The organism is Ruegeria sp. CF3 (assembly GCF_056537365.1).
This window is the reverse complement of sequence record NZ_JBQFRK010000010.1, coordinates 25,409-39,400: the sequence shown is the minus strand read 5'-3', so window position 1 is coordinate 39,400 and position 13,992 is coordinate 25,409. Positions and strand designations below refer to the sequence as shown.

The window sequence follows — 13,992 nt, the reverse complement described above, 5'->3', positions numbered from 1 at the left end:
ACACAGGGTCCCAGAGGGACAATCAGCCATGAAGACACGAGATATGAACCGGGATTGGATCGCCACCGCCGCCACATTGAACAGCGCCCTGCCCTATCTGCAGCGATACGACGGTGCGATTGTCGTCATCAAGCTAGGTGGCCACGCCATGGGCAGCGACGAAGCCATGGAAAGCTTTGCGCGCGATGTGGTGCTTATGCGTCAGGTTGGCGTAAACCCGGTCGTCGTGCACGGCGGTGGCCCAATGATCAATGCGATGCTCGACAAACTGGATATCCAGTCCGAGTTTGTGGGCGGTAAACGCGTGACGGACAAAGCCACAGTCGAAGTGGTCGAAATGGTCCTGTCGGGCCTTGTGAACAAGCGGATCGTGCAGGCGATCAATGCGCAGGGTGGCATGGCTGTGGGTCTGTCGGGCAAGGATGCCCATTTGATGATGTGCGAACAGACCGACGCCTCGCTCGGGTTTGTCGGCACACCGTCCGAGATGAACCCCAAAGTCCTGCATGACCTGTTTGCGCATGATGTTATCCCTGTGATCGCGCCGCTGGGCGCAGGTCGGAATGGCGAAACCTTCAATGTGAATGGCGACACTGCAGCCGGGGCGATCGCCTCAGCTCTTAAGGCAGACCGCCTGCTGCTGCTGACCGATGTAGCGGGCGTCAAGAACGCAGCGGGCGATGTCGTGACCGAGCTCAAAGCCGGCCAGATTCGTGAGATGACGCGTGAAGGCACTATTGCGGGAGGGATGATTCCAAAAACCGAAACTGCGCTGGACGCGCTGCATAATGGCGTTCGGGCGGTCGTTATTCTGGACGGGCGCGCGCCCAATGCGGTGCTGCTCGAACTGTTTACGGAACACGGTGCCGGATCCTTGATCCGTCCTGATTAACGCCATAGTGATCTTCAACTTCTTGCACCGGGCATTAACATGCCCGATTGTGAATGTATGGAGAACGAGCCCCTATTTCGCCTAAGCGTGTTTTTGATCCTGTTTGTTTTGTTTGCGGCGGCAGAGACAATTGCGCCAAAACGCTTACGAACCTGTCCGCGAAAAAATCGGTGGCTAACCAATCTATCAATCACTGTTTTGAACACACTGTTGCTCAGGACTATGGCGATTGGGTTGCCCTTATTGGCAGTTGGCGCTGCCATTGATGCCGGGAAAAATGGATTGGGCGTTTTTAATTGGCTCGCCTGGCCAGGGTGGGTTGAGCTTATTCTGTGTGTGCTGATTCTGGACTTTGCAATCTGGCTACAGCATCTGATTACCCACAAGGTGCCAATCCTTTGGCGGCTACATCGTGTGCATCACTCCGACCGAGACATGGACGTCACTACCGCAGTCCGCTTTCACCCGGTTGAAATCGCGTTGTCCATGATCCTGAAAATCGGGCTAATCTATCTGCTCGGCGCCAGCGCCCTGGCTGTGTTCCTGTTCGAGATCCTTCTTAATGGCACAGCGTTGTTCAATCATTCAAACTTGAAGCTCCCCCTTGCCGTTGACGCTGTTGTACGTAGGATTCTTGTGACACCCGATATGCATCGCGTACATCATTCGGTATTCCGAACAGAGCATGACAGCAATTATGGCTTTGCACTGTCTATCTGGGACCGAATGCTGGGGACTTACATCGCACAACCTCGGGACGGGCACGAACAAATGAGCGTGGGATTGGAATGGCAGGACGATCGACCAACAAAACTGGGCTGGAGCCTGGCTCTGCCCTTCCGCCGCTGATGACCTACGCCAATGTCGAACGAGCAGCCACTCAGGTTGGGCTGATAGTTATGGGTGCACTTCATCCAAGGCCCAGTGAAGCAAAGCAACTTGATGACGGAACCCTAATCCTTCTGGGGGCTGCGGGGGCATTCTGGCCTGCTCTGAAGGCCTCGGCTGAGTGGCAGGATGGCCAACCCGACCCGGTTGATCGCTGGTCTAGACGGGTGATCGGCCAGCTTGCGCGGGACATGAGGGGCACCGCCTACTATCCGTTCGGCGGCCCACCATACGCACCCTTCATTGACTGGGCACTTAAGTCCGGTCGTACCTTCAGCAGTCCGGTCGGGGCTCTGGTGCACGATACGGTAGGGATGATGATATCATTCCGTGGTGCGTTGCATTTTGCGGATGAGTTTTCAATTCCATCCGTGTCTCAATCGTCACCTTGCACAGAATGCCCCGCGCCATGTGCAACAACCTGTCCGGTTGGGGCATTGAACACCCATAGCTTCTATGACGTAGCAGCCTGTCATGATCATCTCGATACCAAGACGGGACACAGCTGCATGAATAAAGGCTGCCTTGCCCGGCTCGCCTGCCCTCTCAGCGCCGGCGCAGAGCGCCAGCCAGAGCAATCTGCGCATCACATGAAAGCATTTCACCGATCATGACCCGCACACTGATCCTAATGCGCCATGCCAAGTCCAGTTGGGGCGATCCCTTTGCCGAAGATCACGACCGCCCGTTGAACAATCGAGGACGCAAATCGGCCCCCGCGATTGGGGCGTGGCTGCAAAGCAATGGCTGGCTACCGGATGAAGTTAACTGCTCAAGCGCCAAGCGCACGCGCGAAACGTGGGACAGGTTGGGGCTGAGCACCCCGGAAATCCGCTTTACCCCCGCCTTGTATCTGACAGGCCCCGATGAGATGTTCGCCGAATTGGCCACAGCCACCGGCAATACCGTACTAATGCTGGGGCATAATCCCGGCATCGCTGCATTTGCAAATCGGCTGGTACGCAACCAGCCCGACCATTCGAGATTCTACGACTATCCGACTTGTGCAACGACTGTAATCCGGTTCGATATCCCCGACTGGAATGCGCTCAAATGGCATCAGGGTGAGGTTCTGGGCTTCACGATCCCACGCGAGCTGCTGGAATAGAAAAAGGCGAGGTCGACACCCCGCCTTCTTGGTTTTCTTATCCGAATTTAGTGTCCCAGTATCTGGCTGAGGAACAACTTGGTCCGTTCGCTCTGTGGGTTGTTGAAGAACTCTTCCGGTTCGTTCTGCTCCACAATCTGACCGGCATCCATAAAGATCACGCGGTTGGCGACCTGGCGGGCAAAGCCCATCTCGTGGGTCACACACAGCATGGTCATGCCTTCCTCGGCCAGCTCGATCATGGTGTCGAGCACCTCTTTGATCATCTCAGGGTCCAGCGCCGAGGTTGGCTCATCGAACAACATGATCCGCGGCATCATGCAGAGCGAGCGGGCAATCGCAACACGCTGCTGCTGGCCACCCGAAAGCTGACCGGGATACTTGTCGGCCTGCTCAGGGATCTTCACCTTTTCCAGGAAGTGCATCGCGCGCTCTTCGGCCTCTTTCTTGGGCGTTTTGCGCACCCAGATCGGGGCCAGCGTGCAGTTTTCCAGAATGGTCAGGTGCGGGAACAGGTTGAAGTGCTGGAACACCATGCCAACCTCAGACCGGATCTTGTCGATGTTTTTCAGGTCATTCGACAGCTCGGTCCCATCCACAATGATCGTGCCCTGCTGGTGTTCCTCCAGCGCGTTCAGGCAGCGGATCAGTGTAGACTTGCCCGACCCCGACGGCCCCGCGATCACGATCCGCTCGCCCTGATTGACGGTCAGATTGATATCGCGCAGCACGTGGAAGGCCCCGTACCACTTGTTCATATTGGTGATTTCGATGGCGATTTCGTCGCTCACCTGCATTTTGGAGCGGTCGATTTCGCGTTCAATTGCAAGTTCAGACATGTGTTGAACTCCTTAACGGTGGCCAGTCTGAAGCTTGCGCTCCAGGTACATGGAATAACGGGACATGGAGAAGCAAACCACGAAGAACAGAACGCCGATAAAGGCAAACAGTTCCCAGTAGACGCCGTTCCAGGCGGTATCGGCGCGGATGCCGTTGGTCAGGCCAATCACGTCGAACAGACCGATGATCGAGACCAAAGTCGTATCCTTGAAGATACCGATGAACGTGCTCACGATGCCCGGGATCGAGATTTTCAGCGCCTGTGGCATGATGATCAGCCGCTGCGCCTGCCAGTAGTTCAGGCCCAGACTGTCTGCGCCTTCGTACTGACCACGCGGCAGGGCAGCCAGACCACCCCGGATCACCTCGGCCATATAGGCGGCCGAGAACAGGGTCATCATGATCATCACCCGCAGGATGATGTCAAAATTAGTGCCCGGCGGCAGGAACAGGTTCAGCAAAAGCGATGCCACAAACAGCAGGGTAATCAGCGGCACGCCCCGAATGAACTCGATAAAGCCCACGCACAGGTATTTGACGATCATCAGATCGGACTGACGACCCAGCGCCAGCACGATACCGATAGGCAGCGAAACACCAATGGCCACGACACCCAACAGGATCGCTAGCATAAAGCCACCAAAGTCGCGGCTTTCCACCGGCGCGATACCGATCGGAATGATTGCATTGATTGCGTCAGCCACGGAACCGGCAGCAAACAGCCACCATAGTATGGGCAGCGCAATCGCAAGGATAATCGCGGCAAGAGACCCGGCAACCGGAAGCGCAAACTTGTACGCGAAATACCCGATGGCAAATCCGGCGGCGACCATGAGCGGCCCCCAGATCGACCCACCCCACATCAGCCAAGGCAGCAGGAACGGATAAGCCGCCGTTACAATCAACAGCTTACGCGGCACCTTAGTGAACAACACTGGCGCAATAGCAACCAACAACAGGATGAAGGTCAGGTTCGGACGGAAATAGGCCGGCCATGCCCCTGTTTCAGGCGGGTTCGACCATGTGGCATCCGGATGCGCCGGATACGGCGGATAGAACCCATATAGCAGCTGTAGCCAACGATCCTTGATCACACCCCAGCAGGCATGACCATGCGTATCGCCCCAGGTGGCCATCATGATCTCACGACATTCCGACAGGGAATTGGCGTTCCAAACGGATTCGAACGTCCAGGACAGGATGTTGGAGAGCACATAGTAGATGAAGACCAGCGATACGATCGTCAGGATGGCGTTCAGCCAGCTTGAAAACAGGTTATGCTTGATCCAGCCCAGTACACCGACCTCGGAGGCGGGTGGTGCCTGTTCCGGCAACATTTCCGTGCGGACAAATGAAACATCACTCATATTACCGCTCCACCAGTTTGACACGGTTGTTGTACCAGTTCATCACCGCCGAAATGCTCAGCGAGATGGACAGGTAGACCAGCATCAGCAGCAGAACGCATTCCAGCTCGCGACCGGTTTGGTTCATGGTGATGCCACCCAGCGTACCCGTGATGTCCATATATCCGACCGCGATCGCCAGCGACGAGTTCTTGGTCAGGTTCAGATAGTTCGAGATCATTGGCGGGATGATCACCCGCAACGCCTGCGGCAAGATCACCAGACGCATGGTCCGGCCCGGGCGCAGGCCCAGTGCGGATGCGGCCTCGGTCTGACCCTTGGAAATGGCCAGAATACCGGCGCGCACGATCTCGGCGATGAATGCCGCAGTGTACAGCGACAGGGCCAGCCACAAGGCAATCAGCGAGTTACGAAGGTGGGTACCGCCGCTGAAGTTGAAGCCTTTCAGCTCAGGGTAGCCCAGGTGAAAACCCAGAACGCCCAGCAGGATGGCTGATGGCACGAACAAAAGGCCCAGTTGGATGTGCCAGATGGTCGGGCGATCGCCAGTCTTTTCTTGCGTTGAATTGGCCCAGGCCGAAACCTTGCGCATCGCAAAGATGCTGCCGCCAAACACGATCAGGAAGGCGATCAGGTCAAGCGAAACATCAAAGCGCAGGCTTGATGTACCGAAAAGGTGGATATCGCCCAATCCGCGCGAGAACAGAAACTCGGGGATATAGACACCGCGATTTGTGACCGCGACCGTGCCAAAAAGATCCATCGTGGCTTCTGGGTTTTCACCTCGGAAGGCGCGCGGTGCTGGCAGGCTTTCAATCAGGATCGCCATGGCGAACACGATCCAAAGCAGCACTGGAACGTTACGGAACATCTCGACATAGACTGTCATGATCCGCGCGATCAGCCAGTTATTCGACAGGCGCAAAACACCGACCATGACACCGATGATCGTTGCTGTGATACAGCCCAGAACTGCAACAACCAGAGTGTTTAGCAGGCCTATAAACGCCGCGCGCAGATGTGTATCGCGCGAGTCGTATTCCAGCAGGCGTTGGTTGATGTCATAGCTGGCCGGTTCGGCAAAAAAGTCGAACCCGACTGTTCTGCCCAGCGTTTCAAGGTTCTGAATGGTGTTGTTGATAATCCAGGCTGCCAGAAGCATGAAACCGATCATCGCTATGACCTGAATGGTCGCAGATCGGTACCGCGTATCATAAAGGAGCATGGACAGCCGGAAGTGCTCCTTCGGCGGGTCAGTGAGTGTCGTCATGACCTATGTATATCCCCGTGCATCCCGGATGTTGGCAGAGTTTGCCTCTGCTCAGATCGTTCCGGGCGTGTTTCTTATGGAAGGAAAAAGGGCGCGGGTTCCCCCGCGCCCTTTTCCGTGGATCTTAGCGGAAAGGCGGTGCGTACAGCAGGCCACCATCGGTCCACTGTGCGTTCAGGCCGCGTGCCAGACCGATCGGGGTTTCCTCGCCGATGTTCTTGGCAAACACTTCGCCGTAGTTACCGCCGACTTTGATCGCGCGCTGTGCCCAGTTCGCGTCCAGACCCAGCATCTCACCCAGCGTACCTTCGGTACCCAACAGGCGGTTTACCTCTGGGTTGTCGGTGGCACCGCTGGACATCTCGTCGATGTTCGCCGAGGTTACACCCAGCTCTTCCGCTGCGATCAGTGCGTTCAGGGTCCAGCGGACCACATCGCCCCACTCGTGATCGCCATGACGGACAAGCGGGCCCAGCGGCTCTTTCGAGATGATTTCGGGCAGGATCACGTGGTCGCCTGCGTTTTCAAAGGTGGCGCGCGTAGCAGCCAGACCCGATGCGTCGGTAGTGTAAACGTCACAGGCACCAGCCAGATACTGCTGCTGCGCTTCGGCGTTGGTTTCGATCGGAACCGGCTCGTAGCTCATGTTGTTGATGCGGAAGAAATCCGCCAGGTTAAGCTCAGTTGTGGTGCCGGTCTGGATGCAAACGGTTGCACCGTCCAGTTCCTTGGCCGAGCTGACGCCCAGTGCCTTGGGAACCATGAAGCCCTGACCATCGTAGTAGTTGATGCCGACGAATTCGAACTTCAGGTCGACGTCGCGGCTGAAGGTCCACGTGGTGTTACGGGCCAGCATGTCAATCTCGCCCGAAGCCAGCGCGGTGAAACGTGTTTTACCGGTGGTCGGGATGAACTCAACGGCGCTTGGGTCGTCCAGAACGGCAGCGGCTACCGCGCGGCATACGGCCACGTCAAAACCCTGCCACTCACCATTGGCATCGGGGCTGGCAAAGCCGGGTACGCCGGTTGCAACGCCGCAGTTCAGCTTGCCGCGGGCTTTCACGTCGTCAACGGTACCCGCTGCAGCCGCGCCAGCAGCCAGGCCGGCAATGGTTGCCACGCCCAAAATTACGGATTTTTTCATTTTTACCTCTTCCTGATTTTCCATCCCTGAATGGAACGGTTCGATCCGGCGCATAGGCGCCAGAAAGGTTACCCAAAAGGTGTCTCCCCTTTAGTGGCCCGAGTTTGGGCGTATTCATCAACAAACGTCAAGGGCTGGATCAGGGAAAACGATAGGTCTTTTCGGGCAGAATCGGACACAAATTCACGATTTGACGAGAATCCGTCTCAGAACGAGAGGTCAAAGAACTGCTTTGCGTGCAGAAAGGCGGCCCGTTTCACTTCGGCGGCGGCATGTGCCTCATCGTCGTGGCCCCATTGTTCGATCTGCCAAAGCTCGTCCAGTCGAGAAATGCGCCATATCTCGTCCGGTTTGCGCCAATTCTGGGCTGCCGCGAAACCAAGAATCAATGATCCCGACAGGCTGACGAGGTCATGAAACGCCGCCAGCTGGAACGCATTCAGTCCATGCACCCGGTCACGCAGGCCGTGCAGCACCTCGGCAGCTTGCGGTTGATGCACCACCCCTGCACGCGGGATCAACCGCGCGCCCAGCACGTCCGCAGCCCAATCCAATGCAGGATCCCAGGCCTCGGACTGCCGCTGCTGCAACGTTTCGGGATGGATCGCCCGATAACACAACAGATCCGAGTCGCCGTAATCGGCCAGCATATCGGCAACCTCACCATGCTGGTGCCGCACCTTGTCGATCGCCGCATTGGCCGAACGGGTGAATGGCATCGTGGTCGGATCGATTTCCTTTTCCTGTGCATCCCATTCCCGTGCAACGGCCTCGGCCATGGCACGCGTAGGCAGGTCCAGCGCAGCCTTGGCGGGCGTTTTGACCCGTCGACCATCCAGTTCAACCGTATAGCCCACGTCGGTCTCAACGACCGTGCTTGTCGTCCAGAAGCGTTTGGGTTTCCAGTCGCTCATCTCTTTAGCCCCAGATCTTGGCCAGTGCGCCTGGCAATTCTTCGAATGTTTCGATCACATGTGTCGCAGCCGTCAGTACCCGACGATCGTGATAACCCCAGCTGACACCGATCCCGGCAACCTGCGCGGCTGCGGCCATATCCATGTCAAAGCTGGTGTCGCCCACCATGACGGCTTGCGCAGCCGGCACGCCCGTTTCAGCCAAAGCTGTTTCTATCATCGACGGGTGCGGCTTGGACGGGTGGTGATCTGCAACCTGACGAGTAATGAAATGCTGCTGCAACCCATGCCCTTCAAGCAGCGCATCAAGCCCGCGCTGAGATTTGCCTGTGGCCACTCCCAAAAGAACCTCGGGCTGAGCGTGAAGAGCCTCAATCACTTGGCGCGCACCGGGATAAAGCGGCGAGCTTGCGGCGCCCTGCTCCAACCTTTGCGCGTGATAGGCCTGCTTATATCCGTCAACCAATGCGCTTTGTATCCGCTCGGACTGATCTGCTGCCAGACGCGCCATTGCATGGGGCAGAGATAAACCGACGATGGACAGGATGGCGTCACGGTCCGGGACCGGCAGTGACTGCGCCTGAAAACAGGCGGTCATTGCCGAAACAATGGCACCCTGACTATCGACCAGAGTGCCATCCACATCAAACAGGACTAGCCGCAATGGGGCGTTCATCGCAACTCCTCAAACGGATCATCTGCAGCGAGGTCTTCGGTCCAGCCCAGCGTATCCCAGCTGTGTTTCATATGATCCGGTAAAGGCGCCGTAAGCGAGATGGGTTTGCGGGTCATCGGGTGTTCAAAGGACAGGCTGCGGGCGTGGAGGTGCAGCTTTTTGCTGATGATACCTCCCAACTGCGCGCCCCAGCCATCGCCGAGGTTTTCCTGCCCCGAGCCGCCATATTTCCCATCGCCAATGATCGGGTGACCGATCGCCGCCATATGCGCACGCAGCTGATGAGTTCGCCCAGTCACCGGCTCCATCGCAACCCAGGCGGCTCGCCCTGCAACGCGATAGAGCGTTGCATAGAGCGTATGCGCGCGTTTTGCGCCGGGCGTATCGTTCACCTCGCTCGGATGAACAGCGATCATCTTCTCGCCTTCGCCATGCTTACCATGCCCCGGTGCCTTGACCAGCCCGGTCTTGATTTCGCCCAGGTACGGAGTTGGAACACCAGCTACCAGCGCCCAATAGATCTTTTCGGTGTTTCGGTGCCGGAAGGCTGCCGTCAGCCCTTTGGCGGCCTCGCGCGTACGGGCCATCAGCAGAACGCCAGATGTGTCCTTATCCAAACGATGCACAAGGCGCGGGTTCTCGTCATACCCAAAGCGCAACGCTTCGGACAGGCTGTCCACATGGCGGGTTTGACCGCTGCCACCCTGAACTGGCAAGCCATGCGGCTTGTTCAGCGCCAGCACGTGATCGTCTTTATAAATCACGCAAGACTGGATCATCTTTGCGTCAGCGTCCGAAACACGATGCTTTACGACAGCGGGCTTATGGTCGGCGTCTGGCAGCGGCGGCACGCGCACAGACTGCCCGGCCTCTAGCCGCGTCGAGGCCTTGACCCGACCGCCATCTACGCGCAGTTCACCCTTGCGGCACATCTTCTCGATCCGGCCCTGGCTGACATGAGGAAACAGGCGGCGCAGCCAACGATCCAGCCTCTGGTCGCCATCGTCCTCTGCTACGGTGATCACCTGTACGCCGCTCATGCCATTGCCCCTTGTTCCGCACGGCTGATCCGCCCGGATTGTGCGTGTTTCAGTGCCTTAGAAATCATGCGCGTCTGTCGCGCGCATCGGGTGCAGAGTCAAGTCTAGCCCTGATTGCGTTGCGTTCTCAGCTTGGCGAAGTATTCCAGCCGTTTTTTCAGCTCGCGCTCAAAACCACGCTCTATCGGCTGATAGAGAACCGGGCGCTTCATATCATCCGGGAAATAGTTCTGACCCGAGAACCCATCTTCGGCATCGTGGTCATAGGCATACCCTGCACCATATCCCTGATCCTTCATCAGCGATGTCGGAGCGTTCAGGATATGTTTGGGTGGCGGTTCACTGCCCGATTGCTTGGCCAGCCGCATCGCCGCCTTATACCCCACATAGGCCCCGTTCGATTTCGGAGCGAGAGCCAGATACACCAACGCCTGCGCCAGTGCCAACTCGCCCTCGGGCGAGCCCAGCCGTTCATAGGTTTCCCAACTGTGCAGGCAGATCGATTGCGCCTGAGGATCGGCCAAACCGATATCTTCAACCGCCATCCGCGTGATCCTCCGCGCCAGATAGCGCGGGTCTTCGCCGCCGGTCAGCATCCGCGCAAACCAATACAGCGCCGCGTCAGGGTCCGATCCACGCACCGATTTGTGCAGGGCTGAGATCAGATTATAATGCTCATCCCCCGATTTGTCGTATTTTGCGGCCCGCCGCATCAGGCGCGTCGACAATGCATCCGGGTCCAGATCGGCGTCCACTTTCCAAGCAGCTACCTGTTCAATCAGGTTCAGTAGTGCGCGACCGTCGCCATCCGCCATCTCCTGCAGCGCCTCGCGGGCGGCAGACGTTAGTGGCAAGGCGCGGTCAAGCTCTTTCTCGGCGCGTTGTGTCAAACGCTCAAGATCAGCAAGGCTAAGGCGTTCCAGAACCAACACCTGAGACCGGCTGAGTACCGCCGCGTTTAGCTCGAAGGAAGGGTTTTCGGTCGTCGCGCCAACCAGGAGGATCGTGCCGTCCTCCATATGCGGCAGAAACCCGTCCTGTTGCGCTTTATTGAAACGGTGGATTTCGTCAACAAATAATAAGGTGCCCTGCCCGTTCTGACGACGGATTTTAGCAGCCTCAAATACCTTCTTCAGATCCGGCACACCGGTAAAAATCGCGCTGATCTGTACGAAATGCAGATCGGTCTCCTGCGCCAGCAACCGGGCGATGGTTGTCTTTCCTACACCCGGCGGGCCCCAGAAGATCAGGCTGGACAGGCTACCTGACGCGAGCATCACCCCCAATGGCGCATCTAGTCCCAAAACCTGCTCTTGCCCGATCACCTCAGACAGGGATTGTGGGCGCAAGCGATCCGCAAGCGGCCGGTGCGGCGACGCGGTTGGTTCCGCAGAACCGGTATCGAACAAATCACTCACGGATCACAACCGAAACCGCAATGAGATTAACCGGCTTCCCCGCTCAATCTCCATCTGTACCCGGCGACCTGGATCGGTCAGGGCCTGAACGATATCCTCCGGTGTCTCGGTTCTGGTTCCGTTGATACCTTTTACGACATCGCCCACACGCAATCCTGCGCGGCCGCCATAGCGGCTCGGATCAACCACCACGACGCCGGTCTGCGACAGCGACAAGCCAAGCTTTACGATCACCGCCGGATTTACGCCCGAAACGATCAGACCTGGCATGACCGTATCCTCGTCCAGCGTAGTCTCATCCGCCGCAGGCGTTTCAGGCGGTTTGATCAGCGCCACTTCAATATCCGAGCGGTCTTCGCCCCGCAGCCGAGTCAGGACCGACTTTCCACCTACTCCGGCAACAGCCATGCGAAATTTCATCTCGGCCGGAGAATTCACCTCGTCTCCGTCGACATGAGTGACAACGTCACCGACCCGCAGACCCGCTTCTGCCAGCGGACTCAGTTCATGCAAGTCAGAAATCACCACACCGAGAGGGATGGCCATACCCAGAGACTCGGCTATGTCCGCGCTCATGTGTTGACCGGCCATTCCTGCCCAAGGACTTACGAAGCTTTCGTTTCCAGACTGCGCCTGCCGCAGGAATTCGGCTACCAAATTGGCCGGAATGGCAAAGCCGATACCGTTCGACCCGCCCGAGCGGGTCAGGATTGAAGTATTGATACCAATCAGATCACCATTCACATCGATCAGCGCGCCACCGGAATTGCCCGGGTTGATCGCCGCATCGGTTTGAATGAAGTACCCTCTTGCGTTTCCGGTTGCGGTTCCTGTGCGCGCCAGCCCTGAAATAATACCTGACGAAACAGTTTGGCCAACGCCGAAGGGGTTGCCAATCGCCAGCGTCAGCTCTCCTACTTCAACCTGATCGGAATCGCGCATCTGCAGGAACGGCAGACCGTTTGCCTCTTCCAACCGCAAGATTGCAATATCGCTTTCTTTGTCACCCAGAACGACTTCGGCAGTGAATTCACGACGGTCGGTAGTCACGACCTGAATTTCCGATGCCATCCCCACAACGTGGTAGTTTGACACCACATACCCATCACCAGTGAGGATCACGCCAGAGCCGAGCGAATTCTGCACACGGGGGCGTGGCGTCCCAAATCCACGGCCAAAGAAGTCCTGAAAGAACGGGTCAGAAAACAGCGGATTTGCCCGCCCTTCGCGCACAATCTTGGCGTAGATGTTCACAACCGCCGGGGCAGCCTGCTTTACGACAGGGGCGAACCCGAGGCTGATTTCGGTCTGGCTTTTTGGTACCTGCGTCTCTGCGGCTGCCGGTATTGCGCCCATCAGCAATACTAGGGAACACAATAGTCTTAGCATCATCGGCCCTCCGGCAATATCGCCAACCGGATATGCGGGGCCGATGCAAAGATTGCAAGCGACATAACCCGCTGCCTTCGACAATGCCGAGGACCTACCGCTTTCTTTTGAGCTATTCGCACAAATATCCTGCTTGAGCATTATGGCTTCGCAAAGCGTTGCAAAAGTTTCACAGGGAGTTGTGCTATGTGTTGGACTTGGCGCTGAATCCAATCAGAGGGAATGACCATGCACAGAGACCGGGAATTGACCTTTGCAACGGCCCTTGCCTCTCATCATCAAAATAAGAGCTTTGTGCGGGAAGAGCACGCCCACGTGTATTACCAGGCCTCACTACTGAGCGCCGTCATGCAGGGCGTCTATGACGGGACTGTTTCCATAAGTCAGCTGCTGGAACACGGAGATTTCGGTCTCGGTACTTTCAACGCCCTGGACGGAGAAATGGTGGTGCTGGATGGTGTCGCTTATCGCCTGGATGGGGAAGGCAAAGCGACAATTGCGGATAACGGCGCGCTGACACCATACGCAGCCGTCATTGACTTTGAACCGACGATTTCGCTTGCGTTGGATTCTCCGATTAACAAATCCGATTTCGAGGAGGGTTTGGATGACATCGCCGATGCAAAGAACCTGTTTTACGCGGTTCGTTTCACCGGATTGATCAAACACATTAGGTATCGAAACGTGTTGAAACAGGAACGGCCATACAAACCTTTGCTGGAAGTGGTCAAAACGCAGGCCGAGTTTGAATTGGAAAACGTGGAGGGAACTATTCTCGGGTTCCGCTGCCCTGACTACGCAGTCGGGATTGGCGTGCCGGGTTACCACTTGCATTTCATCTCTGACGACCGGACCACCGGTGGGCACGTACTTGATTATACATTGACCCTGGGAAAGATCGAAATCGATCACACCTCGTCTCTTCATCTGGAACTGCCAGAGACAGAGGATTTCTCTGACGCCAATTTGTCCGCGGGAGCGTCAGCGGATGGTATTCTGAAAGCCGAAAGCAATTAAATTTTGGCCGACTTGAATTTTCACACAGA

General features: G+C 57.1%; 14 protein-coding genes. 5 read left to right on the top strand and 9 right to left on the bottom strand.

What is annotated here, in order from left to right; translation table 11 throughout:
- Positions 1-28 precede the first annotated feature (28 nt).
- The 4 genes from argB to ACR0KC_RS21670 are packed head-to-tail and all read left to right on the top strand — an operon-like array spanning position 29 to position 2,888.
- Positions 29-892 (top strand): acetylglutamate kinase, encoded by an 864-nt coding sequence (gene argB, locus ACR0KC_RS21685; RefSeq protein WP_170508738.1) that lies wholly within the window; start codon positions 29-31, stop codon positions 890-892.
- 57 nt (positions 893-949) lie between these two features.
- The gene (locus tag ACR0KC_RS21680; RefSeq protein WP_480772262.1) at positions 950-1,741 is read left to right on the top strand and encodes a sterol desaturase family protein; all 792 of its coding nucleotides are present in this window, start codon (positions 950-952) and stop codon (positions 1,739-1,741) included.
- Complete coding sequence (locus ACR0KC_RS21675) at positions 1,741-2,394, top strand: ferredoxin (RefSeq protein WP_480772263.1); 654 nt, start codon at positions 1,741-1,743, stop codon at positions 2,392-2,394. Before ACR0KC_RS21680 ends, ACR0KC_RS21675 begins: the two co-directional genes overlap by 1 nt.
- Positions 2,391-2,888: a SixA phosphatase family protein gene (locus ACR0KC_RS21670; RefSeq protein ID WP_480772257.1), complete on the top strand. Its 498-nt coding sequence runs from the start codon at positions 2,391-2,393 to the stop codon at positions 2,886-2,888. The genes ACR0KC_RS21675 and ACR0KC_RS21670 overlap by 4 nt, the downstream gene beginning before the upstream one ends.
- Positions 2,889-2,935: 47 nt before the next feature.
- Here the strand turns inward: ACR0KC_RS21670 and ACR0KC_RS21665 are convergent, their stop codons facing one another.
- From ACR0KC_RS21665 to ACR0KC_RS21625, 9 genes are all read right to left on the bottom strand, one after another.
- Positions 2,936-3,727 carry an amino acid ABC transporter ATP-binding protein gene (locus ACR0KC_RS21665; RefSeq protein ID WP_304621965.1) on the bottom strand — a complete coding sequence of 264 codons (792 nt, stop codon included), beginning with the start codon at positions 3,725-3,727 and terminating at the stop codon, positions 2,936-2,938.
- Positions 3,728-3,739: 12 nt separating this feature from the next.
- Positions 3,740-5,095, bottom strand: coding sequence for an amino acid ABC transporter permease (locus ACR0KC_RS21660; protein WP_170392880.1), 1,356 nt, complete (start codon positions 5,093-5,095; stop codon positions 3,740-3,742).
- Position 5,096: 1 nt separating this feature from the next.
- Complete coding sequence (locus ACR0KC_RS21655; RefSeq protein ID WP_170392881.1) at positions 5,097-6,365, bottom strand: ABC transporter permease subunit; 1,269 nt, start codon at positions 6,363-6,365, stop codon at positions 5,097-5,099.
- A gap of 124 nt (positions 6,366-6,489) precedes the next feature.
- Entirely contained in the window at positions 6,490-7,509 is a 1,020-nt protein-coding gene (locus ACR0KC_RS21650; protein ID WP_170392882.1) for an amino acid ABC transporter substrate-binding protein, read from the bottom strand.
- Between the two features lie 206 nt (positions 7,510-7,715).
- Positions 7,716-8,423, bottom strand: a complete 708-nt coding sequence (locus ACR0KC_RS21645; RefSeq protein ID WP_480772258.1) for an ATP12 family chaperone protein — start codon at positions 8,421-8,423, stop codon at positions 7,716-7,718.
- 4 nt (positions 8,424-8,427) lie between these two features.
- Positions 8,428-9,099, bottom strand: coding sequence for an HAD-IA family hydrolase (locus tag ACR0KC_RS21640; protein ID WP_170392884.1), 672 nt, complete (start codon positions 9,097-9,099; stop codon positions 8,428-8,430).
- A complete protein-coding gene (locus ACR0KC_RS21635) occupies positions 9,096-10,139 on the bottom strand; it encodes an RluA family pseudouridine synthase (RefSeq protein ID WP_480772259.1) in 1,044 nt (347 codons plus the stop codon). The genes ACR0KC_RS21640 and ACR0KC_RS21635 overlap by 4 nt, the downstream gene beginning before the upstream one ends.
- A 104-nt stretch (positions 10,140-10,243) precedes the next feature.
- Positions 10,244-11,557 (bottom strand): replication-associated recombination protein A, encoded by a 1,314-nt coding sequence (locus ACR0KC_RS21630; RefSeq protein ID WP_480707644.1) that lies wholly within the window; start codon positions 11,555-11,557, stop codon positions 10,244-10,246.
- A 3-nt stretch (positions 11,558-11,560) separates the two neighbouring features.
- Positions 11,561-12,946: a trypsin-like peptidase domain-containing protein gene (locus ACR0KC_RS21625; protein ID WP_170516040.1), complete on the bottom strand. Its 1,386-nt coding sequence runs from the start codon at positions 12,944-12,946 to the stop codon at positions 11,561-11,563.
- Between the two features lie 222 nt (positions 12,947-13,168).
- Between ACR0KC_RS21625 and budA the strand changes: the two genes are divergently transcribed.
- Positions 13,169-13,963 (top strand): acetolactate decarboxylase, encoded by a 795-nt coding sequence (gene budA, locus ACR0KC_RS21620; protein ID WP_480791485.1) that lies wholly within the window; start codon positions 13,169-13,171, stop codon positions 13,961-13,963.
- Positions 13,964-13,992 lie beyond the last annotated feature (29 nt).